Here is a 22,289-nt window from a genome sequence, read left to right on the forward strand (position 1 = left end):
ACGTCTCTCATCGAAACATCGCCGCACTATCAAGGAATTGTCAGGTCTTTCACCTGACGCGTTATGCCGTATGACCCTTGCGGATCGATACTTTGAATTTCCAGACTTAGTCTGAATATTCGTTTTGACGCAATCAAAAATTCATGTCACCGGCGGCACGGTGAGGGATAACCCTCTTTCCGCCGGCAACACTGATTAGACTCTATGAATTTTTAAAGAACAGCCGATCAATCGCACTATCACGATCAACAACAAAACAGCCTCTTGCAAAGCTGCTTTGGTATTGAACCCAGAATTTCATTCCAGAATCATAAGTATCTATTGTTGACTTCGAAGAAGAATGGTGGAGGATGACGGGATCGAACCGACGACCCCCTGCTTGCAAAGCAGGTGCTCTCCCAGCTGAGCTAATCCCCCAAGTGGCCTCACGCCATATCTCTTCTATCCAGTCACCCGAAATGGTGGGTCTAGTTGGGCTCGAACCAACGACCCCTGCGTTATCAACACAGTGCTCTAACCAGCTGAGCTACAGACCCATTCGCCGAGTGACTCGACTTCTTCCAACAACCGATAAGTGTGGGCGTTCAATAACGCTAAACCTGCTAGTTTTTCCAGAAAGGAGGTGATCCAGCCGCACCTTCCGATACGGCTACCTTGTTACGACTTCACCCCAGTCACGAACCCTGCCGTGGTAATCGCCCTCCTTACGGTTAGGCTAACTACTTCTGGCAGAACCCGCTCCCATGGTGTGACGGGCGGTGTGTACAAGACCCGGGAACGTATTCACCGCGACATTCTGATCCGCGATTACTAGCGATTCCGACTTCACGCAGTCGAGTTGCAGACTGCGATCCGGACTACGACTGGCTTTATGGGATTAGCTCCCCCTCGCGGGTTGGCAACCCTCTGTACCAGCCATTGTATGACGTGTGTAGCCCCACCTATAAGGGCCATGAGGACTTGACGTCATCCCCACCTTCCTCCGGTTTATCACCGGCAGTCTCATTAGAGTGCCCAACTAAATGTAGCAACTAATGACAAGGGTTGCGCTCGTTGCGGGACTTAACCCAACATCTCACGACACGAGCTGACGACAGCCATGCAGCACCTGTGTTACGGTTCTCTTTCGAGCACCAAGCCATCTCTGGCGAGTTCCGTACATGTCAAAGGTGGGTAAGGTTTTTCGCGTTGCATCGAATTAAACCACATCATCCACCGCTTGTGCGGGTCCCCGTCAATTCCTTTGAGTTTCAACCTTGCGGCCGTACTCCCCAGGCGGTCAACTTCACGCGTTAGCTTCGTTACTGAGTCAATGAAGACCCAACAACCAGTTGACATCGTTTAGGGCGTGGACTACCAGGGTATCTAATCCTGTTTGCTCCCCACGCTTTCGTGCATGAGCGTCAGTGCAGGCCCAGGGGATTGCCTTCGCCATCGGTGTTCCTCCGCATATCTACGCATTTCACTGCTACACGCGGAATTCCATCCCCCTCTGCCGCACTCCAGCAATGCAGTCACAAATGCAGTTCCCAGGTTGAGCCCGGGGATTTCACATCTGTCTTACATTACCGCCTGCGCACGCTTTACGCCCAGTAATTCCGATTAACGCTTGCACCCTACGTATTACCGCGGCTGCTGGCACGTAGTTAGCCGGTGCTTATTCTTACGGTACCGTCATCGACCCATCGTATTAGGACAAGTCTTTTCGTTCCGTACAAAAGCAGTTTACAACCCGAAGGCCTTCATCCTGCACGCGGCATTGCTGGATCAGGCTTGCGCCCATTGTCCAAAATTCCCCACTGCTGCCTCCCGTAGGAGTCTGGGCCGTGTCTCAGTCCCAGTGTGGCTGGTCGTCCTCTCAGACCAGCTACAGATCGCAGGCTTGGTAGGCCTTTACCCCACCAACTACCTAATCTGCCATCGGCCGCTCCGTCCGCGCGAGGTCTTGCGATCCCCCGCTTTCATCCGTAGATCGTATGCGGTATTAGCACAGCTTTCGCTGCGTTATCCCCCACGATCGGGCACGTTCCGATGTATTACTCACCCGTTCGCCACTCGTCAGCATCCGAAGACCTGTTACCGTTCGACTTGCATGTGTAAGGCATGCCGCCAGCGTTCAATCTGAGCCAGGATCAAACTCTACAGTTCGATCTTGATTGTTTTACTCATAAAAACGGAATTGAAGTGACTTCACTTCTATTCTCATGAGCGTTTGATGAGAGTCAGTTAAGACTCTCTGGTTCTGTGAACCTTGGCAAGTCGCCTCTCAAACGCCCACGCTTATCGGCTGTAAGTTTTTAAAGATTTCCCGCAAAACCCGGCAGCGTTTGCTACCCTGTTTTGCCTGCTAGCTGCGATCAGCTGAGCCTTAAATTCTACACCGTTTTTGAAGTTCGTGTCAAACTTTTTTTCACTCGCTTCGAACAACTCGCTGAATTTCTTCTAACTCGCCGTTTTCTGCTGAGCCTCGAATTCTATACTGCTTTTTCGACTTTCGTCAAACAACCGTAAAAAACTTTTCGACCCGCTCAGCGCAACCAACTTGCTGCAAAAGCAGCGCACTGTGTTGTGCTGAGCCAGCGACTATAGCACAGGAAATTCAGCCCGCAAGCGCTTTGGACCGGATAATGTCCCCATGGCTCTTCTTACGCTGCTTGATGCACAACTGGCCTTCGGCCATGTCCCCCTCCTCGATCACGCCGACTTTGCCCTGGAGTCCGCCGAACGCGTCGGCCTCATCGGGCGCAATGGTGCGGGCAAGTCGTCCCTCCTCAAGATACTGGGCGGCCTGGAGAAGGCCGACGACGGCAACTTCCAGGTGCAAAGGGGGATTCGCACTTCCTATGTGACGCAGGAGCCGGTCCTCGATCCGGAGTCCACCATCTTCGAGGCGGTGTCCCAGGGCATCGCGCCGGCCATCGCCGCGCGCGATCGTTATCTATCAGGCGATCCGGAGGCCGACCTGGATTTGCTGCAGCAGGAGATCGAGGCCTACGACGCCTGGAACTGGGAACAGCGGGTGGAAGAAACCCTGCACCGCCTGCGCCTCTCGCCCGAAGCGCGCATCGCGACCCTTTCTGGCGGCATGCGCAAGCGTGTGGCCCTGGCCCAGGCGCTGGTGGCGCGGCCCGACGTGCTGCTGCTCGACGAACCCACCAACCACCTGGACCTCGATGCGATCGAATGGCTGGAGAACCTGCTGATCGACTTCAAGGGCAGCATCATCACCATCACCCATGACCGCTCCTTCCTGGACCGTGTCGCCACCCGCATCGTGGAACTGGACCGTGGCCAGCTGCGTTCCTACCCCGGCAACTTCGCCGCCTACGTGACGCAGAAGGCCGACCAGCTCGCCCAGGAAGCGGTGATCAACGCCAAGGCCGACAAGCTGCTGGCCCAGGAAGAGATCTGGATCCGCAAGGGCGTCGAGGCCCGCCGCACCCGCAGCCAGAGCCGCATCGAGCGCCTCAAGGACATGCGCAGCCAGCGCGCCGTGCGGCGGGACGCGGTCGGCCGCGTCAACATGGATGTGGCCTCCGGCCAGTCCTCCGGCAAGATCGTCGCGGAGCTGACCGACGTCAGCAAGCGTTACGGCGACCGCGACATCGTGCGCGGCTTCAGCGGCACCATCCTGCGTGGCGACAAGATCGGCCTGGTGGGCTCCAACGGCGCGGGCAAGACCACGCTGCTCAAGATGATCCTGGGCGAACTCGCGCCCGACAGCGGCAAGATCCGCCAGGGCTCCAACCTGGAAGTGGCCTATTTCGACCAGATGCGCGACAAGCTCGACCTCGACGCCACGCTGGAGGACTTCATCAGCCCCGGCAGCGAATGGATCGAGATCGGCAACCAGCGCAAGCACGTCAAGAGCTACCTGAGCGACTTCCTCTTCGCGCCCGCACGCGCCAACTCGCCGGTGCGCTCGCTCTCGGGCGGTGAACGCAACCGGCTGCTGCTGGCGCGCCTCTTCGCGCGTCCGGTCAATGTGCTGGTGCTCGACGAGCCGACCAACGACCTGGACATCGACACCCTCGAACTGCTGGAAGACCTGCTGCAGAACTACGAGGGCACGGTGTTCCTGGTCAGCCATGACAGGACCTTTCTGGACAACGTGGTGACCAGCCTGGTCGTGGCCGAGGGCAACGGGCTCTGGCGCGAATATGAAGGCGGCATCGAGGACTGGCTGCTCCAGTCGCGCCGTGCGCGCGAGATCGCCCAGCGCCAGACCAGCGCGCCGACGCCGCCGGCCGCCGCGCCCAAGGCGGCACCTGCCCCCGCACCGGCCCCGGCGCCCGCCGCGTCCAAACGCAAGCTCAGCTTCAAGGAGCAGCGCGAGTTGACCGAGCTGCCGCAGACCATCGCCACGCTGGAAGCCGAGCAGAAGGAGATCGCCGATGTCCTGGCGGACGGCTCCATCTATGCCAAGGATGCGGCACGCGCCACCACGCTGGCGCAGCGCACGGCCGAGATCGACGAACTGCTGCTGGGCGCGCTGGAACGCTGGGACCAGCTGTCGGCCTGAGGCCCGGGGGCGGCTGGCGCATCGTCCGACAGACCGGGCGGCCGGCCGTCCCTACAGTCGGCGGACCGCTCCGGCCAGCTCCCCTCGCCTCCCATGCCCGTCGCTTCCGTTCTCTCCCCGCACCTGCGCCGGGCCTCCTGTTCTGCTCTTGCCGCCCTCGGGTTCGCAGCCCTCCTGTCGGGTTGCGCCGGGCTGCCGGCCAACGAGGGCCGCGTCGAATCCAAGGCCCTGCAGGATCCGTCGGCGACCACGCTGGCGACCCGCATCGCGGCCGACGCCCCCACCGACACCCAGGCCCGCCACCGCGCGGGCTTTCGTTTGCTGGGCGATGTCGAAAGCGCCTACGGTGCGCGGCTGGCCCTGATCGACACGGCCGAGAAGACCATCGACCTGCAGTACTACAGCATCCACTACGACCGCTCCACCGAAGCGCTGCTGCAGCGCGTGCGCGCGGCCGCCGCGCGAGGCGTGCGGGTGCGCATGCTGATCGACGACTTCAACGCCGGCGGCGAGAACGCCAGGGTGCTGCGCATGGACGAGGTGCCGGGCATCGAGGTGCGCCTGTTCAACCCGGTGCAGGGCCCGCGCAACTGGCAGCCCGGGCGCCTTTTCACGGCCCTGTTCGACTTCCAGCGCATCCAGCAGCGCATGCACAACAAGGCCCTCATCGCCGACAACGTGCTGGCCGTCACCGGCGGCCGCAACCTGGGCGACGAGTACTTCGGGCAGGACAGCAAGAGCAACTTCCTCGACCTCGACGTGCTGGTCGCGGGCGCACTGGTGCGCCAGATCTCCGGCACCTTCGACGCCTACTGGAACAATCCGCTGGCCTATCCCGCCGCGACGCTGCTCACGCAGCAGGAACGCCAGTCGCTGGACCGCAAACGCAAGCCGCAACCCGACGCCGCACCGGCGCAAGGCGGCGAGAGCCATCCGGCAGACACATCCGCCGCCGCCGCCCCCGCGGAACCGGACTCCGCACGCCCGGTACCCGGCTCGGCCGGCATCGCCCAGGACATCGAAAAAGGCACGCTGAAACTGAACTGGGCGCCGGCGACCTACGTGGCCGACCACCCCGAAAAGATCAGCGGCGACGAACCGGACGACGAAGACGAAACCGTGGTCGACGGCATGATCAACCTGATCCAGCGGGCGAAGTCCGACCTGCTGATCGTCTCGCCCTACTTCGTGCCCGGCGCCGAGATGATGAAGGCCTTCGAAGGCATACGCGCCCGTGGCGTGCGCATCCGGGTGCTCACCAACTCGCTTGCGTCCAACGACGCGCCGCTGGCCCATGTGGGGTATGCCCGCTACCGCAAGGCGCTGCTGGCCCTGGGCATCGAACTCTACGAACTGAAGGCCATGGGCGAGACCGAGCGCCGCTTCCTCGGCTCCACGCCGCAGTCGCGCTCCAGCCTGCATGCCAAGACGCTGGTGATGGATGGGCGGCTGCTGGTCGTCGGCACCATGAACCTGGACCTGCGCTCGGCGCTGCAGAACACCGAGCAGGCCATCGTCATCCGCAGCCGCAGCCTGTCGGGGGAACTCACGCCGGCGATCGAGCAGGCGCTGCAGGACAGTTACCGCCCGGCCATGCAGGACGGAAGACTCGTCTGGCATGTGCCCGCATCGGACAAGGAGCGCGCCGGCCAGGTGCTCACTTCCGAGCCCGATGCCAGCACCAGCCTCAAGCTGATGGTGGATATCGCCGGCCCCTTCGCGCCGGAAGAAATGCTCTAGCCCGCGGCGGGCGCAACAGGCGGCACGCTCAGACGCGGTGCCGAACCTCGTTGCCCGAGCGCAGCTTCAGGATCAGCGCCGCCGCGATCTGGTCCAGCGGCAGCACCTCGTTGGCGGCTCCATGGGCGATCGCCTCGCGCGGCATGCCGAAGACGATGCAGCTGGCCTCGTCCTGCACGTAGTTGTAGCTGCCGGCGTCCTTCATCTCGCGCATGGCCTTGGCGCCGTCGGCGCCCATGCCGGTCAGCATGATGCCGTAGGCATTGCGGCCCGCCACCCGCGCCGCCGACTGGAACAGCACCTCGACCGAGGGCTTGTGGCGGTTGACCGGCTCGGTGTCCTGCACCACCGCCACATAGTTGGCGCCACTGCGACCGATGCTGAACTGCCGGCCGCCCGGTGCGATGTAGGCATGGCCGGGCAGGATGCGCTCGCCGTCGACGGCTTCCTTCACCGAGATCCTGCACTGCGAGTCCAGCCGCTGCGCGAAGCTGGCGGTGAAACCCGGTGGCATGTGCTGGGTGATGGCGATGGCCGGGCAGTCGGCCGGCAGCGCCACCAGGATGTGGCGGATCGCCTCGGTGCCGCCGGTCGAGGCACCGATGAAGATGAGTTTCTCGGTCGAGACCCGGCCCAGCAGCGCCGCGCTCGAAGGCGGCGCCGCTACCGGCGCCGCACCCGGTGCCGCGGCCGCAGGCGTTGCCGCCACCGGTGCACGCCGCACCTTGGCCTTGGCGGCGATGCGGATCTTCTCCACGATCTGCTCGGACAGGTCCTTCAGCCCCGAGGCCACGCCGACACGCGGCTTGGCCACGAAATCGACCGCGCCCAGCTCCAGCGCCCGCATCGTCACTTCGGCGCCGCGGTCGGTCAGGGTGGAGATCATCACCACCGGCATCGGCCGCAGCCGCATCAGCCGGCCCAGGAAGTCGATGCCGTCCATGCGCGGCATCTCCACGTCGAGGGTGATCACATCCGGATTGCGTTCGCGGATCATCTCGCGCGCCACCAGCGGATCATTGGCCGTGCCTATGCAGCTCATGTCAGGCTGGCGGTTGATGATTTCCGACAGCAGGCTGCGCACCAGGGCCGAGTCGTCCACGACGATGACACTGATCTTGTTCATGGGAATTCGTTATTTTTAGAACAGGTCGACCGAGCCACCCGAGGTGGTCTGCGCGACCGTCGCCGCGTTGCCGCGCCGTTCCTGGCTGAGCAGGGATTCGGGATGGGCATGCGCCAGGCGCTTGACCATGGCCTTGCCGGTCGTCGGAAAGAAGCAGACCTTGCGCGGGCAGATGTCCAGCACATCCTCGGCCAGCAGCGGAATGCGTTCGGTGCGCAGGTACTCCTGCACGAAGGCGGTGTTGCGCTCGCCCACGTTCATGGTGGTGAAGCCGGCCATCACCTGCGCGCCGCCGAAGATCTTGGCCTGCAGGCTCTCGCGCCTCGCGCCGGCCTTCATCATCTCGTTGATCAGCAACTCCATCGCATAGGAGCCGTAGCGGCCGGACACGTCCGACGCATCGCTCTCGGGCAGCATGAAGTGGTTCATGCCGCCGACCCCGGCGCGGCTGTCCCACAGGCAGGCGGCGATGCAGGAACCGAGCACGGTCATGATGACCACCTGCTCGTTGGAGACGAAGTACTCGCCCGGCAGCACCTTCACCGCGTTGTGCTGGAAGTGGTGGTCGAAGTAGAAGAAGGAGGCCTCGCCGGCCTTGCGCCGGGTCGACTTCAAAACCTCCAGCGAAGAGCCGGGCGCGCGCGATCCGGGACGTTGGGCCAGTGCCTCAGCGGCGTTCATAGACGGTCTTTCCGCGCAGGGTGAACAGGTCACGCGAGTCGCTGAAGTTCTCGGCATGGCCGACGAAAAGCATGGCGCCGGGTTTCATCACACGGTGGATGCGTTCGAGCACGCTGCGCTGGGTGGGTCCGTCGAAATAGATCATCACGTTCCGGCAGAACACCACGTCGAACGGGTCCTTGAAGGGCCAGTCGTCGCGGATCAGGTTGACACTCAGGAAGTCGATGGCCGAGCGCAGCTCGGGCCGCATGCGCACCAAGCCCGCATTGCCGTTCTTGCCGCGCAGGCAGAAGCGCTGCAGCTGCGCCTGCGAAAGGCCCTTGATCGCATCGGCCCGATACACGCCGTTGGCGGCCGTGGCCAGCACCTTGGAATCGATGTCGCTGGCGCTGAGCTTGAACTTGCCGCCGTTGCCCAGCGCCTCGGCCGCCGTCATCACGATGGAATAAGGCTCCTCGCCGGTCGAGGCCGCGTTGCACCACATGTTCCATGGTCCGGCAGGCCGCTGCCTGAGCAGGTCGGCCAGGATCTCGAAATGGTGCTGCTCGCGGAAGAAGGAGGTCAGGTTGGTGGTGAGCGCGTTGACGAACTCCTGCCACTCCGGCCCGTCGGTGCGCTCCAGCCAGGTGAGGTATTCGGCGAAGCTCGAATGCCCCGTCTCGCGCAGCCGGCGCGACAGCCGGCTGTAGACCATCGCATGCTTGCCCGCCTGCAGGTCGATGCCGGCGCGCTGGTAGATGAGTTCGCGGACGCGGTCGAAGTCCCGGTCGGTCCAGGTGAACTCACGGTTCTGGGTGGGCACCGATCCGCCGGTGGAGGGAGCAGAGCGTTCGCGCACGGCGGCCATGGGTGACGGGGCTCGGAAAGATCCGGCCTTCAGGCTTCGGCCGGCACGAGGCCCATGTCGACGCTCGACATGAGTTTCTCGATGTCCAGCAGGATCAGCATGCGTTCGCCGACCGAGCCCAGGCCCAGGATGCAGCCGTTGTCGATCACGCTTTCGATCTCGGGCGCGGCCTTGATGTTGTCCGGGCTCAGCTCCAGCACGTCGCTCACCGAGTCCACCACGATGCCGACCACGCGGTTGCGCAGGTTCAGGATGATGACCACGGTGAAGCTGTTGTAGTCGGCCTGCTCGCAGTTGAACTTCAGGCGCATGTCCACGATCGGCACGATGGTGCCGCGCAGGTTGACCACGCCCTTGATGAAGGCCGGCGCATTGGCGATGCGGGTCGGCGGCTCGTAGCCGCGGATCTCCTGCACCTTCAGGATGTCGATGCCGTACTCTTCCTTGTCCAGGCGGAAGGTCAGGTACTCCCTGGTGCCCTTGGCCGCGCCTTCGTCCATTTTTCCGTTCAAGCTCATCTGATCTTCCTTTCTTGCGCTATGGGGTCGTCGGCGCTCAGTGGCGCGCGCGGCGGACCAGGCCGCCGGTATCCAGGATCAGCGCCACCTTGCCATCGCCCAGGATGGTCGCGCCCGAGATGTTCGACACCCGCCGGTAATTGGTTTCCAGGTTCTTCACCACCACCTGGTGCTGGCCCAGCAGTTCGTCCACCGCCAGCGCCACTCGGCTGCCGTCGGCCTCGATCACCACCATGATGGTGCTGTCCGCAGCGCCGGCCGGGCGCGGCACCTGGAACAAACGTTCCAGCGCCACCACCGGCATGTAGTCGGAGCGCACCTTCACCAGCTGCGAGCCCTGGGCGATGGTGCTGACCGTCTCGGGTTCGACCTGGAAGGATTCGATCACCGAGGACAGCGGCAGGATGTAGACCTCCTCGCCGACACGCACCGACATGCCGTCCATGATGGCCAGCGTCAGCGGCAGCCGCACCGAGACCTTCATGCCGTAGCCGTCCACCGAGTCGATGTCGACCGAGCCGCCCAGCGAGTGGATGTTCTTCTTCACCACGTCCATGCCGACACCGCGGCCGGACACGTCGGTGACCTGCTCGGCCGTCGAGAAGCCGGGCGCGAAGATCAGGTTCCAGACATCGCTGTCGGACATCTGGTCCGACACCTCGATGCCGCGCTCCTGCGCCTTCTGCAGGATCTTCTGGCGCGACAGGCCGCGGCCGTCGTCGCGCACCTCGATCACGATGGAGCCGCCCTGGTGGGAGGCCGACAGGGTGATGGTGCCGGTCTCGGACTTGCCGTTGGCCAGCCGCACTTCCGGCAGTTCGATGCCGTGGTCGCAGCTGTTGCGCACCAGGTGGGTCAGCGGATCGGTGATCTTCTCGACCAGGCTCTTGTCCAGCTCGGTGGCTTCGCCCTGCGTGACCAGGTCCACCTTCTTGCCCAGCTTGTTGGCCAGGTCGCGCAGCATGCGCGGGAAGCGGCTGAACACGGTGGACATCGGGATCATGCGGATCGACATGACCGATTCCTGCAGATCGCGGGTGTTGCGGTCCAGGTCGGCCAGGCCGCTCATCAGCTGCTGGTACTGCGCAGGATCCAGGCCCTGGCTGTTCTGCGCCAGCATGGCCTGGGTGATCACCAGTTCGCCGACCAGGTTGATCAGCTGGTCGACCTTGCTCACCGCCACGCGGATGCTGCTGGCTTCGAGCTGCGTCTGGTTCGACTTGGCAGTGGCGGCGGCGGCGCGCGGCGCGGCCACGGCGGTGGAGCTGGTCGGCTCGCCCTCGGGCACGCCGGGCGCGCCCTCGAACAGGCCGAAGGAAGCGATCGGCGAGCCGGGCGCGTCGTGGAAGAAGCCGAAGGGGCGCTTGGCCGCGGCCTCCGCCTCGACCACATCCGGGTCCACCGGCTCGGCGGGCTCCGCCGGATTCTCCGAAGCCACCGGCTCCTGCGGCGCGCGCGGCAGGATGCGCACCTGCTCCTTGGCCACGTGAAAGACGAACAGGTCGAGCAGGTCGGCGTCGGAAGAGGCGGTCTCGACCGCGAAGGAGCGCATGTCCGGCTCCACCGAAGGCAGCGCCTCGATGGTGCCCAGGCCCGGGATGTCGCGGAACAGTTCGCGGATCGCATCGGCCTGGTCGGGCCGCTCCAGCGGGCCGACGTGGATCTCGATCGAACGCTGGCCGCTGGCCGCGGCGGGGGCCGGTGCAGCAGCTGCGGGCGCTGGCGCGGGCGCCGGAGCGGCTGCCACCGGTGCCGGTGCCGGCGCGGGCGCCGCCACTGGCGCGGGTGCCGGCGCGGCGGCGGCTTGCGGCGCCTGGCCGGCGGCCAGGCCGGCGATGCGGCGGACCAGGTCCGAGGTGTCGGGCGATTCGCCTTCATCGCCCGACTGGTGGCGCGCCAGCAGGCTGCGCGATGCGTCGGCCGATTCCAGCAGCACATCCACCATCGCCGGCACCGGCTGCAGCTCGTGGCGCCGCAGCTTGTCCAGCAGCGACTCCATGTGGTGGGTCAGCTCGGCCACATCGGAGAAACCGAAGGTCGCCGCACCGCCCTTGATCGAATGCGCGCAACGGAAGATGCCGTTGAGCTCCTCGTCGTCCGCATGGGCGAGGTCCAGGTTGAGCAGCATCTGCTCCATCTGGTCGAGGTTCTCGCCGGCTTCCTCGAAAAAGATTTCGTAGAACTGGCTCAGGTCGAAATCGGCCCCGCCGCCAGCACTTTGCACGTCAGCCATTGAAGGCTCCCAAGTTCTTCATCTTCTACGCTCCCGGCGCCGCGCTCAGCGGATGACTTTCTGGATGACTTCGATCAGGCGGTTCGGATCGAAAGGCTTGACCAGCCAGCCGGTGGCACCGGCGGCGCGGCCGGCCTGCTTCATCTGGTCGCTGGACTCGGTGGTCAGGATCAGGATGGGCGTGGTCTTGAATTTCGGGTTCTCGCGCAGCAGGCGGGTCAGGCCGATGCCGTCGAGGCGCGGCATGTTCTGGTCGGCCAGCACCAGGTCGATCTTCTCGGTCTGGGCCTTCTCGAAGGCGTCCTGGCCGTCCACCGCCTCCACCACGTGGTAGCCGGCGCCGCTCAGGGTGAAAGAAACCATTTTTCGCATGGATGGTGAGTCATCAACAGCGAGGATCGAAAACATGTATTTGGCTCCAGCTAACGTATGGGCGATGCGTGAGGGCGGTCAGAACAGCTCGATGGAACCGGCGTCCATCTCGCTCTGCGTGACCGGATTGGGGCGTTCGGGCTGGATGTCGGTGAAGGGGCTCGCCTCCTCGCCCTCTTCCTGCCCCATCGATTCGGCTGCCAGGCGGAAGGCACAGCCCTGCAGCACCCGGGTGGTATGGACGATGAGCTGCGAGGCCATGTCCTGGAACTGCAGCTCGGTGATGGCGGCGCGCAGCGAATCCAGCGCGCCGGGCACGCCGTCGGCCTGCGTCTGGATCGGCGCCAGATGCGTGTTGGCCTCGCCGAAGCGGTCCATCAGGTTGTCGCAGGCGTGGGACAGAAGCCCTTGCAGGCGTTGCAGGTCGTGCATGACGACCAACAGCGAATCCTGCACTTCGGCGACCACCATCAGCGGTATTTGCACGGCAGGACCGCCATCGGGGGCGAGCGGTGTTTGCATCGAATCTCCATCCTTGCGGGACGCCTTGCAGCGGGGCTGCGACTGCGTCCTGAGCAAATGCCACGGGTGTCGGTGGGTCGAGGCAGACCGGTTACGGATGCCTCTATCTTACGCATACATATCGGCACAATTAAGGCAGACTTCACGCATTTTTATATGGTTTGTTGTAATCACCCACTAGCAACCATGCGCATGAATGCGCCTTCGTGAAATGATGGCCTCGCGTCAGGAAACTTCATGCATGGCAGATGACCCCCTCTCCCCCTGCGCATCCTGCACCTGGAGGATTCGCCGACCGACCATGCGCTGGTGCGCATGACGCTGCAGCGCGCCGGCCGGCCTTTCGAGCTGAAGCGGGTGGAGACCCTGGAGGCCCTGCTGCAGGCGCTGGACGAGCACAGCTTCGACGTGCTGATCGCCGACTACAACCTGGCCGGCTTCACCGCCCTGGATGCCTGGAACGCCATCGGCACCAGCCAGCGCGACACCCCGCCCTTCGTGGTGCTGTCGGGCGCCATCGGCGAGGCGGCCGCGGTCAATGCGATCCGCCGCGGCATCAGCGACTACCTGCTCAAGGACGACATCGCCAAGCTGCCCCACGTGATCGCCCGGGCCATCGATTTCCGCAGCGCGCAGCGCGCCCGGGAGCAGGCCGACCGCGAACTGGCGGTGTCGGAGCGCCGCCTGGCCGAACTCACCGAACACCTGCAGCAGAGCATCGAGCAGGAGCGCGCCGCCATCTCGCGCGAGATCCACGACGACATCGGCGGATCGCTGGCGGCTGTCAAGTTCGACCTGGCCTGGATCGTGCGCCATGCCGAGAACGAGGAGATGCAGCGCCATGCCCAGGCCGGCGTCGACATGCTGCGCCACGCCATGGACGCCAGCCAGCGCATCATGATGAACCTGCGCCCGCCGGTGCTGGAGCAGGGCATAGGCGCCGCCATCCAGTGGCTGGCCGACAATTTCACCCGCCGCACCGCCACGCCGGTGCGCATCCTGGCGCCTGCCGAACGCATCGCCCTGCCCCCCACGGTCGAACTGGCCGCCTACCGCACCGCGCAAGAAGCCCTGACCAACATCATCAAACACGCACCCGAGAGCACCGAAGTCCGCATCGAACTGACCGACGGAGAAGGCGTGCTGACCCTGGAGATCGCCGACAACGGCGCCGGCCTGCCCGCGCAGATGCTCGACAAGCCGCGCGCCTTCGGCCTGCGCGGCCTGCAGGAACGCGCCCGCACCGTGGGCGGCTGGATGGACGTCAGCGCCCGCCCGGGCGGCGGCACCTCCATCATCCTGTCGGTGCCGCTCGATCCCGCCTCCGCTGCCGCCGCCACCGAAGGAGAAGCGCCATGATCCGCGTCATGCTGTGCGACGACCATGCGCTGGTGCGCCGCGGCATCCGCGACACCCTGGCCGACGCGGTCGACGTGACCGTCACCGCCGACGTCGGCAGCTATGCCGAGCTGCGCGAAGCCCTGCGCACCCAGCCCTGCGACGTGCTGCTGCTGGACCTCAGCATGCCCGGCCGCGGCGGCCTGGAAGTGCTGGCCACGCTGAAGGAAACCGACGTCACGATCCGCGTGCTGGTGGTCTCCATGTACCCGGAAGACCAATACGCCATCCGCTGCCTGCGCGCCGGCGCCTTCGGCTACATCAACAAGGCCGGCGACCCGGCCGAGCTGGTCGCCGCGGTGCGCACCGTGGCCTCGGGCCGCAAGTACCTGACGCCCGAGGTGGCGCAGATGCTGGCCGAGAGCGTGGCCAAGCCGGTGGCCGAATCGCCGCACTCCACCCTGTCGGAGCGCGAGCTGCAGACCCTGCTGAAGATCGCCTCCGGCCGGCGCCTGTCGGACATCGCCGAGGAGCTGATGCTCAGCCCCAAGACGGTCAGCGTCTACCGCAGCCGGGTGATGGAGAAGCTGGGCCTGTCGAACAATGCCGAGCTGACGGTCTACGCGATCCGCAACGGGCTGGTCTGAGGGCTAGCGGATGAAGAGGTCGATGACCTTTTCCATCAAAGCCAGCAAGGGCGTGTCCAGCATCGGCAGGGTCGCGGCGATGCCCACCATGCCCACGCTCAGCGTGATCGGAAAACCGATCGCATAGATGTTCATCTGCGGCGCCACCCGCGAGATGATGCCCAGCGCCAGGCTGGTGAACACCAGCAGCGCGATCATCGGCAAGGCGATCCACAGCGCGCTGGCGAACAGCTCGGTGCCCAGCTGGTAGAGCTGGATCTTGGCCAGCACTTCCAGGATGTTGCCGTCGGCCGGAAAGGTGCGGAAGCTGCGCACCACCGCCATCACCAGCGTCAGGTGGCCGTTGACCACGATGAAGAGCAACAGCGAGATCTGGCCGAAGAAGGCCGAGACCGCGCTGGCCTGCCCGCCCGAGGCCGGGTTGAAGAAGGAGGCGAAGTTCAGGCCCATCTGCAGGCCGATCAGCTCGCCCGCCAGCTCCACCGCTGAAAACACCAGCCGCACCGCGAAGCCGATCGCCATGCCCACGCCGACCTGCTGCACCACCGCGCCCATCGCGCCGGGGCTGTTCACGTCGATGATGGGTTGGCCGGTCAGGCTGGGCTGGGCCGCGATGGCGATCAGCAGCGCCAGGCCCACCTTGGCCCGCACCGGGATCGAACGCATCGAGAAGATGGGCGCCACCGAGAACATGCCCAGCACCCGCAGGAAGGGCCAGAGAATGGGCGACAGCCAGGCCGCGATCTGGGCTTCCGAGAAGGAGATCACCGCGGATCAGGCCACGTAGCTGGGGATCGCCTCGATCATGCGGCGCAGGTAATCGACCAGGGTGGTCAGCATCCAGGGGCCGATCATGGCGAACACCGCGATCGCCGCGATCAGCTTGGGCACGAAGGACAGCGTGGCTTCGCTGATCTGGGTGATGGCCTGGAAGATGCTCACCACCAGGCCCACCACCATCACCACGCCGAGCAGCGGCATGGAGACCGTCAGCAGCATGACCAGGGCGTCCTGCCCCGTCGTCAGGACCATTTGCGGATTCATTGGGCGAAGCTCGCGGCGAGCGAGCCGATCAGGAGGTTCCAGCCGTCCGCCAGCACGAACAGCATCAGCTTGAAGGGCAGCGCCACCAGCACCGGCGACAGCATCATCATGCCCAGCGACATCAGCACGCTGGCCACCACCAGGTCGATGACCAGGAAGGGGATGAAGATCATGAAGCCGATCTGGAAGGCCGACTTCAGCTCGCTGGTGACGAAGGACGGCACCAGCACGCGGAAAGGCGCGTCCTCGATCTTCACGCCGGCCTCCAGCCGCGCCAGGCGGGCGAAGAGCGCGTAGTCGGACTGGCGGGTCTGCCGGGTCATGAACAGGCGCAGCGGCGCTTCGCCGCGGTCCAGCGCCTGGTCGAAAGTGATCTGCTGGGCGGTGTAGGGGGCGTAGGCCTCGCGGTAGACGCGGTCGAGCGTCGGCCCCATGACGAAGAAGGTCAGGAAGAGCGACAGCCCGATGACGATCTGGTTGGGCGGCGCCGACTGCGTGCCCATGGCCTGCCGCAGCAGCGAGAGCACGATGACGATGCGGGTGAAGGACGTCATCATCAGCAGCACTGCCGGCAGGAAGGACAGCGCGGTGAAGAACAACAGCGTCTGGATCGGCACCGAGAAGCTGGTGCCGCTGGCGCCGGTGCCCAGCAGCAGCGGCAGCTGGCCGTTGGGCGGCACGGTCTGCGGCCAGGCCAGCGCCGGCAGGCCGGCCAGCAGCAGGGCCGCGAGGGCGAAATAGCCCTTACGCATGGCCCGGGTTCCGGTAATCGTGGGCAGCGGCGGCCGCGGGAGTGGTGGCCTCGACCAGGCGGGCGGCCTGCGCGAAGCCCGGTGCCGGCATGTTGTGCAGCGGCGTGATCGATTGCTGGGTCACGCCCAGCACCAGCCAGACACGTGCCTCGGGCGGGCCGACCTCCACCGTCACCACCCGCTGCGTCGGGCCCACGCCCAGGGCCGACACCACCCGCGAGCCGCTGCCGGCCATGCCGCCGAGCGTCCCGCCGTTGCGCAGTTTCAGCTTGCGCAAGCCCCAGGGGATCATCGCCAGCACGGCGATGAAGACGGCGACGGACAGCAGGGACTGGGTCATGGAACTCATCGGCCGGACTGTAGCGCCTGTTTCAGTTCTTGCTGACGCGGCGCAGGCGTTCTGACGGGGTGACCACGTCGGTCAGGCGGATACCGAACTTGTCGTTCACCACCACCACTTCGCCCTGGGCGATCAGGTAGCCGTTGACCAGCACGTCCATCGGCTCGCCGGCCAGCGCGTCGAGCTCGACCACCGAGCCCTGCGCCAGCTGCAGGATGTACTTGATCGGCACCTTCACCCGGCCGAGCTCCACCGACAGCTGCACGGGAATGTCCAGCACGCGGTTGATGTCGCCGAGCGCCGCATCGGCCGTGGCCGAGGCCGAGACGCTGGATTCGGGGAACAGCGGGCCGCCGTTGTCGGAGCCGTCCGGCCGGGCCGGCGCGGACTTGGCCTCTTCCAGCGCCTCCGCCCAGGCCGACATGTCGTCGTCGCTATTGCTGGTGGGATCTTCAGCCATTGTTTTCTCCAATCCAGGTGCTGTCGTTGTTGCGCAGGTGTTCGTCCACGCGGATGGCGTACTTGCTGTTGTGGGTGCCGTAGCTGCAGCTGAACATCGGCACGCCGCCGATGGTGGCCTCGATGCGCGGCGCCCGGTCCAGTTCGATGAAATCGCCGACCTTCATGGCCAGCAACTGCTCGACGGTGGCCTGGGCCTGGGCCAGCTCGGCCACCAGCGTCACCTCGGCGGCCTGGATCTCGCGCGAGAGCAGCTTGACCCAGCGCCGGTCCACCTCGATCGAGTCGCCCTGCGTCGAGGAGAACAGCACATCGCGGATCGGCTCCAGCGTGGCGTAAGGCATGCAGATGTGGATCATGCCGACGATGTCGCCGATCTCCAGCTGGAAGGCACTCGACACCACGATCTCGCTCGGCGTGGCGATGTTGGCGAACTGCGGCTGCATCTCCGAGCGCTGGTACTCCAGCTCCAGCGGATAGATGCCGCTCCAGGCCTTCTTGTATTCCTCGCAGACCACATCGACCAGGCGGTTGATCACACGCTGCTCGGTGGGCGAGAAGTCGCGGCCCTCGATGCGGGTCTGGAACTTGCCGATGCCGCCGTAGAGCGTGTCGATCACGCCGAACAGCAGCGCGGGTTCGCACACGATCAAGCCGCTGCCGCGCAGCGGGCGGATGGCCACGATGTTGAAGTTGGTCGGCACGGCCAGCTCGCGCAGGAAGGCGCTGTAGCGCTGCACGGTGACGGTGCCCACCGAGATCTCGGGATTGCGGCGGGTGAAGTTGAACAGGCCGACGCGCAGGTTGCGGGCGAAACGCTCGTTGACGATTTCCATCGTCGGCATGCGCCCGCGGACGATGCGTTCCTGGCTCGACAGGTCGTAGTCGCGGATGCCGCCGGCATCGGTGGCCTCCTCGACCGTCTTCTGGCTCTCGCCGGTGACGCCTTCGAGAAGGGCATCGACTTCTTCCTGGGAAAGAAAGGCTTCACTCATGCGGAATCTCCGACTGTGCGAGAAGGGAAAGTCTGAGGGCTGCCAGCGTCACTGGACGATGAAGCTGGAAAAGAGCACACCCTGGACGGGGCTTTCGGGGGCGGCCTTGCGTTTCTTCTTTTTCTTCTTGGGCGCGGCGTCTTCGTCCTCGTCCTCGTCTTCCGGCTCGATGCCGAAGGTGCGCGAGGCTTCGTCGGCGATGTTCTTGGCCAGCTTTTCCTTGCCTTCGCGCGAGAGCAACTCGGCCGAGGTGCGCTGCGAGGTCATCATCAGGATGGCGCTGCGCACCCGCGGCATATTGGTCTTGAGCGCATCGGCGCTGTGGCCGTCGGCCATCTGGAAGGTGATGCCGACCTGGGCGAAACGCTCGCCGCCGGGGTCGGCCAGGTTCACCACCAGGTTGTCGATCGGCAGGAAGGTCGGCGGGTTCTTGTCGTCATGCTTGGCATGGGCGGCGGGCGCCGCGGCGGCGCCCTCCTCGCCGTCCTCGTCGCCGCCGGACTTCTTCTTCATCATGAACATGGCGCCGGCACCGGCGATGGCCAGCACCACGACGGCCGCGATCACGATGACCATCAGCTTCTTCTTGGACTTGGGCTTGGGCGCAGCGGCATCGGACACGGGGGGATTCCTCAAGTGGCGGTATCGGACGCTGGCGGAAGATCCGCAGCGGATACGCGATTATTGAGGAGCCGGCCCCGGACGGTCCCGCGAATAGCCGGCAAAAATGCCTGCTATCGATTCGAAGGCTAGGCGTAGAGGTCCAGCGCACCCCGGCCGGCGCTGGGGCGCGGCGTGCCGGTGGCGGCAGCGGCGACTTCGATGGAGGGCTTGTCGGCGCGCTGCGAACGGCGCGATTCGCCGCGGCTGCCGCCCTCGCCCGTCGCCTGGCCATTGGCCTGGGCGCCGGAATCGCCCACGGTGACGTTGGACAGCACCAGGCCTTCGCGCTGCAGCAGGTTCTGCAGTTCGGAGACCGCGCCGCCCAGCATGGCGCGGGTGTCGGCCTGGTCGCTCTGGAAGGCCACCTGGGCCTCGGAACCCTGCAGCGAGATGCGCACATCGACCGGCGCGCCGAAGGCGTCCACCGTGAGTTCGGCGTTCTGCACCTCGCGCGAATGCAGCGAGGGGGTGGTGGCGGCCAGCAATTCGTCGGTGGACATGGCGCCGTCGCCGGGCACGCCCTGGGCGCCGGCCGCCGAGGCGGTCGACTGGAAGCCGTTGTCGCCCGCGCTGGCGGTGGGGGCGAAGCCGATGGCGGCGGAAGCCAGGCCATCGCTGCCCTGCGATTGCGCGCCACCGCCCTGGCCGGAACGGGAACCGCCGCCAGAGAAACCGCCCGCGCCGGCCTCGGCCTGCGGACGCGCGATCTCCGACAGCACGCTGGCCCAGCGGGCGGCATTGCCGTCGGCCAGGGACATGGTGGAGGCGGCGCCGCGCACGCCCTGGTCGGCGGCCACCGGTGTCGTCGAGGTGCTGAGCGCGACCGCGCCGAGCGCCGAGGCATCGGCCGCGGCACCCGCGGCGCCGGTGCCGACCGCTGCCTGCGCCCGGTCGGTGGCGGCCTGGGTGGCGAGCTGGTTCACCCGCAGCTGCTGGGCGCCAGCCAGGGTGGCGCGGGCATTGCCATCGGCCAGCAGGGCCGCGGCGGCGCCCTTGCCGGCCTGGTTGGCGGCGGCGGTGGGATCGGCCGGGACGGCGGTCTGGGCGCCCAGGTCGGCGGGGGTCTGGGATGTCGGCTTGCCGGCCTTCAGGCCCTGGAGCTTGTTGCGTGCCTGTGCCAGACCAGTCAGGCCATTGGCATCGGTGCCGCCGGCGGCCGGCGGGGCATGCAAGGCGAAACGGCCACCCAGCACGGCGCCGGCGGTGGCGAGTGCCGCGGCGTCCGCATCGCTGGTGGCGGTACCGGCACCGGTGGCCACCGCGGCGGGCGGGTCCACCGGCGTCTTCGGCATGGCGCCCCAGGCGGCCAGGGCCGCCGCATCGGCGGGCGCGGCACCGTCGGCGCCGGCCTGGGCGGCGCGCCGGCTGCGGCTGGCGCGTTTGGTGTCGTCATCGCTGTCGTCGCCGGATTCACGGTCGGCGCTGTTGTCCGGCGCGGTGGGCTCGGGCTCCGGCGCCTCGGCGGCGGCGCCGAGCAGGGCCGAGAAGCCGGTGGCGGGTGTGTCGCTATCGGCCGGCGTGGACGGATTGCGGGCCATGCGCTCGGTATGGGCCGCGCGGCTGCGCGGCGCGGCGACGGCGGTGCTGGTTTCGATGCTCATCTGGAACTCCCCTCGATTGCGGCGGCCGCTGTCCTGCGGAACAGGTTCGCGGCCATTTCGTCAGTCTGTTTCTGCTCGCGCTTCTGCATCAGGCGCTCGGCCTCCAGGCGCTGGCGGTCTATCACCATCTGCAGGCTGCACAGGCGCAGCTCGGCCTCGCGCACGCGGGCGGTCAGCAGCTCGATCTGCCGGCCATGCTGCTGCAGCACGTCGCGCTGCAGGTGGATGGCATGGTGCAGCCGGGTCATGAACTGGTAGTGGTGGCTCATCAGCTCGGGCGTGGCGAGCACGCGGGCCTGCTCGGTCCAGCGCGATTCGGTTTCCCGGGCGTAGGCGGTGAGCTGCTCGAACTGGTTGTGGGCTGCGCGCTCGGCGGCGCGGCCGCGGCTGAGGTCGGCTGCCGCCGCGTCGCGCTTCCTGCGCGCCATGTCGGTGGCGATCTGCATGCCACGGCCCTTGTTCGCGCTCATCGGAAGCCTCCCGCGGCCTGCTGCTGCGGCGCCAGCAGCGTGCCCATCTCGTGCACGCATTCGTCGAGGTTGGCCGCGTCGAACATGCCCTGCTGCAGGAAGGCGACCATGGAGGGCTGCAGCGAGATCGCCTCGTCGAGCTGTGGATCGGAGCCGGGCGCATAGGCGCCGACCTGCACCAGGTCCTTGGCCTGCTGGTAGCGCGAATAGGTGGCGCGGAACCGGCGGGCCACGTCGAGGTGCTCGCGCGAGACCACGTTGTGCATCACCCGCGAGGCGGATTGTTCGATGTCGATGGCCGGATAGTGGGCCGCCTCGGCCAGGGTGCGCGACAGCACGATGTGGCCGTCCAGGATGGCGCGCGCCGCGTCGGCGATCGGGTCCTGCTGGTCGTCGCCCTCCGACAGCACGGTATAGAAGGCGGTGATCGAGCCCACGCCGTGCAGGCCGTTGCCGCTGCGCTCGACCAGCGCCGGCAGCTTGGCGAAGCAGCTCGGCGGATAGCCCTTGGTGGCCGGCGGCTCGCCGATGGCCAGGGCGATCTCGCGCTGGGCCATGGCGTAGCGGGTGAGCGAATCCATCAGCAGCAGCACATGCTGGCCCTTGTCGCGGAAGTATTCGGCCACGGCCGTGGCATAGGCCGCGCCCTGCATGCGCAGCAGCGGCGGCGCATCGGCGGGCGCTGCCACCACCACCGAGCGGTGGCGGCCGTCCTCGCCGAGGATGTCCTCGATGAATTCCTTGACTTCGCGGCCGCGCTCGCCGATCAGGCCGACCACGATCACATCGGCCTGGGTGTAGCGGGCCATCATGCCCAGCAGCACGCTCTTGCCCACGCCGGAGCCGGCGAACAGGCCCAGGCGCTGGCCACGGCCCACGGTGAGCAGGCTGTTGATGGCGCGCACGCCGGTGTCCAGCGGCTCGCGCACCGGGTCGCGGTCCATGGCGTTCAGCGGCGAGCGGTCGAGCGGCTGGGCCGTCACGTTCTCCAGCGGGCCCTGGCGGTCCAGGGGCTCGCCGCAGGAATCGACGACACGGCCGAGCAGGCCGTCGCCCAGCGGCAGACGCAGCACGCTGGCGCCGGCCTGGCCGGGGCGCGGCGTGGGCGGGGTCTCGCGGCCCCAGCGCAGCATCGGCGGCTCGACGCTGGTCGGGGTGACGGTGGCGCCGCTGGACAGGCCGTAGATATCGCCGGCCGGCATCAGAAAGGCCTTCTCGCCGGAGAAACCGACCACCTCGGCCAGCACCTGCGGCTGCGTGCCCTGGCGGATGTAGCACTGGGCACCGACCGGCACCTTCAGGCCCGAGGCCTCCAGCACCAGTCCGGTGAGTTTGGTGAGCGTGCCGCTGGAAGGCAGCGACACCGGCTCGGCCGTGCGTGCGACGGCCGCGGCCATGAAACGGTCCCAGGCGCCGACC

General features: G+C 66.2%; 21 protein-coding genes, 2 tRNA genes, 1 rRNA gene and 2 pseudogenes. 6 read left to right on the plus strand and 20 right to left on the minus strand.

The window, feature by feature from the left end:
- Positions 1-341: 341 nt before the first annotated feature.
- The 3 genes from GT347_RS07910 to GT347_RS07920 form a co-directional block, all read right to left on the minus strand.
- A tRNA-Ala gene (locus tag GT347_RS07910) sits at positions 342-417 on the minus strand.
- A gap of 42 nt (positions 418-459) precedes the next feature.
- A tRNA-Ile gene (locus tag GT347_RS07915) sits at positions 460-536 on the minus strand.
- A 79-nt stretch (positions 537-615) separates the two neighbouring features.
- Positions 616-2,148 (minus strand): 16S ribosomal RNA (locus GT347_RS07920).
- A gap of 487 nt (positions 2,149-2,635) precedes the next feature.
- On the opposite strand from GT347_RS07920, the pseudogene GT347_RS28035 reads away from it, so the two are divergent.
- The 4 genes and pseudogenes from GT347_RS28035 to GT347_RS07930 all read left to right on the plus strand — a co-directional run.
- Positions 2,636-3,439 (plus strand): annotated as a pseudogene (locus tag GT347_RS28035) (ABC-F family ATP-binding cassette domain-containing protein); the annotation flags it as partial.
- Positions 3,440-3,640: 201 nt separating this feature from the next.
- Positions 3,641-3,952, plus strand: a pseudogene (locus tag GT347_RS28040) (ATP-binding cassette domain-containing protein); the annotation flags it as partial.
- A gap of 177 nt (positions 3,953-4,129) precedes the next feature.
- Positions 4,130-4,522 (plus strand): hypothetical protein, encoded by a 393-nt coding sequence (locus GT347_RS28045; protein WP_407704160.1) that lies wholly within the window; start codon positions 4,130-4,132, stop codon positions 4,520-4,522.
- A 93-nt stretch (positions 4,523-4,615) separates the two neighbouring features.
- Complete coding sequence (locus GT347_RS07930; protein WP_160551443.1) at positions 4,616-6,262, plus strand: phospholipase D-like domain-containing protein; 1,647 nt, start codon at positions 4,616-4,618, stop codon at positions 6,260-6,262.
- Between the two features lie 28 nt (positions 6,263-6,290).
- Here GT347_RS07930 and GT347_RS07935 read toward each other — a convergent pair whose 3' ends face one another.
- Genes GT347_RS07935 through GT347_RS07965 form a run of 7 tightly spaced genes read right to left on the minus strand, consistent with a single transcriptional unit; the run spans position 6,291 to position 12,561 of the window.
- On the minus strand, positions 6,291-7,388 hold the full coding sequence (locus GT347_RS07935; protein WP_160551444.1) for a protein-glutamate methylesterase/protein-glutamine glutaminase: 1,098 nt from the start codon (positions 7,386-7,388) through the stop codon (positions 6,291-6,293).
- Between the two features lie 15 nt (positions 7,389-7,403).
- Positions 7,404-8,069 carry a chemoreceptor glutamine deamidase CheD gene (cheD, locus tag GT347_RS07940; RefSeq protein ID WP_229722791.1) on the minus strand — a complete coding sequence of 222 codons (666 nt, stop codon included), beginning with the start codon at positions 8,067-8,069 and terminating at the stop codon, positions 7,404-7,406.
- Positions 8,056-8,916, minus strand: coding sequence for a CheR family methyltransferase (locus GT347_RS07945; RefSeq protein WP_160551446.1), 861 nt, complete (start codon positions 8,914-8,916; stop codon positions 8,056-8,058). Before GT347_RS07945 ends, cheD begins: the two co-directional genes overlap by 14 nt.
- Positions 8,917-8,945: 29 nt before the next feature.
- On the minus strand, positions 8,946-9,434 hold the full coding sequence (locus GT347_RS07950; protein WP_160551447.1) for a chemotaxis protein CheW: 489 nt from the start codon (positions 9,432-9,434) through the stop codon (positions 8,946-8,948).
- Positions 9,435-9,471: 37 nt separating this feature from the next.
- Positions 9,472-11,667: a chemotaxis protein CheA gene (locus GT347_RS07955; protein ID WP_160551448.1), complete on the minus strand. Its 2,196-nt coding sequence runs from the start codon at positions 11,665-11,667 to the stop codon at positions 9,472-9,474.
- A 45-nt stretch (positions 11,668-11,712) separates the two neighbouring features.
- Entirely contained in the window at positions 11,713-12,075 is a 363-nt protein-coding gene (locus tag GT347_RS07960; protein ID WP_160551449.1) for a response regulator, read from the minus strand.
- Positions 12,076-12,117: 42 nt separating this feature from the next.
- Positions 12,118-12,561 (minus strand): hypothetical protein, encoded by a 444-nt coding sequence (locus GT347_RS07965; RefSeq protein ID WP_160551450.1) that lies wholly within the window; start codon positions 12,559-12,561, stop codon positions 12,118-12,120.
- 315 nt (positions 12,562-12,876) lie between these two features.
- Here GT347_RS07965 and GT347_RS07970 point away from each other — a divergent pair, with 315 nt between their 5' ends.
- Together GT347_RS07970 and GT347_RS07975 are read left to right on the plus strand one after the other, a co-directional pair.
- Positions 12,877-13,920: a hybrid sensor histidine kinase/response regulator gene (locus GT347_RS07970; RefSeq protein ID WP_160551451.1), complete on the plus strand. Its 1,044-nt coding sequence runs from the start codon at positions 12,877-12,879 to the stop codon at positions 13,918-13,920.
- Positions 13,917-14,546: a response regulator gene (locus GT347_RS07975; protein ID WP_160551452.1), complete on the plus strand. Its 630-nt coding sequence runs from the start codon at positions 13,917-13,919 to the stop codon at positions 14,544-14,546. Before GT347_RS07970 ends, GT347_RS07975 begins: the two co-directional genes overlap by 4 nt.
- Positions 14,547-14,549: 3 nt before the next feature.
- Here the strand turns inward: GT347_RS07975 and fliR are convergent, their stop codons facing one another.
- The 10 genes from fliR to fliI form a co-directional block, all read right to left on the minus strand.
- Positions 14,550-15,314: a flagellar biosynthetic protein FliR gene (fliR, locus tag GT347_RS07980; protein WP_160551453.1), complete on the minus strand. Its 765-nt coding sequence runs from the start codon at positions 15,312-15,314 to the stop codon at positions 14,550-14,552.
- Positions 15,315-15,320: 6 nt separating this feature from the next.
- Positions 15,321-15,590 carry a flagellar biosynthesis protein FliQ gene (gene fliQ / locus GT347_RS07985; protein ID WP_160551454.1) on the minus strand — a complete coding sequence of 90 codons (270 nt, stop codon included), beginning with the start codon at positions 15,588-15,590 and terminating at the stop codon, positions 15,321-15,323.
- Entirely contained in the window at positions 15,587-16,342 is a 756-nt protein-coding gene (fliP, locus tag GT347_RS07990; RefSeq protein WP_160551455.1) for a flagellar type III secretion system pore protein FliP, read from the minus strand. The genes fliQ and fliP overlap by 4 nt, the downstream gene beginning before the upstream one ends.
- Positions 16,335-16,691: a FliO/MopB family protein gene (locus GT347_RS07995; protein WP_229722792.1), complete on the minus strand. Its 357-nt coding sequence runs from the start codon at positions 16,689-16,691 to the stop codon at positions 16,335-16,337. Before GT347_RS07995 ends, fliP begins: the two co-directional genes overlap by 8 nt.
- Before the next feature lie 22 nt (positions 16,692-16,713).
- On the minus strand, positions 16,714-17,142 hold the full coding sequence (fliN, locus tag GT347_RS08000) for a flagellar motor switch protein FliN (protein ID WP_160551456.1): 429 nt from the start codon (positions 17,140-17,142) through the stop codon (positions 16,714-16,716).
- The gene (gene fliM / locus GT347_RS08005) at positions 17,135-18,136 is read right to left on the minus strand and encodes a flagellar motor switch protein FliM (protein ID WP_160551457.1); all 1,002 of its coding nucleotides are present in this window, start codon (positions 18,134-18,136) and stop codon (positions 17,135-17,137) included. Before fliM ends, fliN begins: the two co-directional genes overlap by 8 nt.
- A 48-nt stretch (positions 18,137-18,184) precedes the next feature.
- Complete coding sequence (locus tag GT347_RS08010) at positions 18,185-18,757, minus strand: flagellar basal body-associated FliL family protein (protein WP_229722793.1); 573 nt, start codon at positions 18,755-18,757, stop codon at positions 18,185-18,187.
- Between the two features lie 128 nt (positions 18,758-18,885).
- Entirely contained in the window at positions 18,886-20,400 is a 1,515-nt protein-coding gene (fliK, locus tag GT347_RS08015) for a flagellar hook-length control protein FliK (protein ID WP_160551458.1), read from the minus strand.
- Positions 20,397-20,870 (minus strand): flagellar export protein FliJ, encoded by a 474-nt coding sequence (fliJ, locus tag GT347_RS08020; RefSeq protein WP_160551459.1) that lies wholly within the window; start codon positions 20,868-20,870, stop codon positions 20,397-20,399. The genes fliK and fliJ overlap by 4 nt, the downstream gene beginning before the upstream one ends.
- Positions 20,867-22,267 (minus strand): flagellar protein export ATPase FliI, encoded by a 1,401-nt coding sequence (gene fliI, locus GT347_RS08025; protein WP_229722891.1) that lies wholly within the window; start codon positions 22,265-22,267, stop codon positions 20,867-20,869. The genes fliJ and fliI overlap by 4 nt, the downstream gene beginning before the upstream one ends.
- Positions 22,268-22,289 lie beyond the last annotated feature (22 nt).

This window comes from Xylophilus rhododendri (genome assembly GCF_009906855.1).
GTDB lineage: Bacteria > Pseudomonadota > Gammaproteobacteria > Burkholderiales > Burkholderiaceae_C > Xylophilus > Xylophilus rhododendri.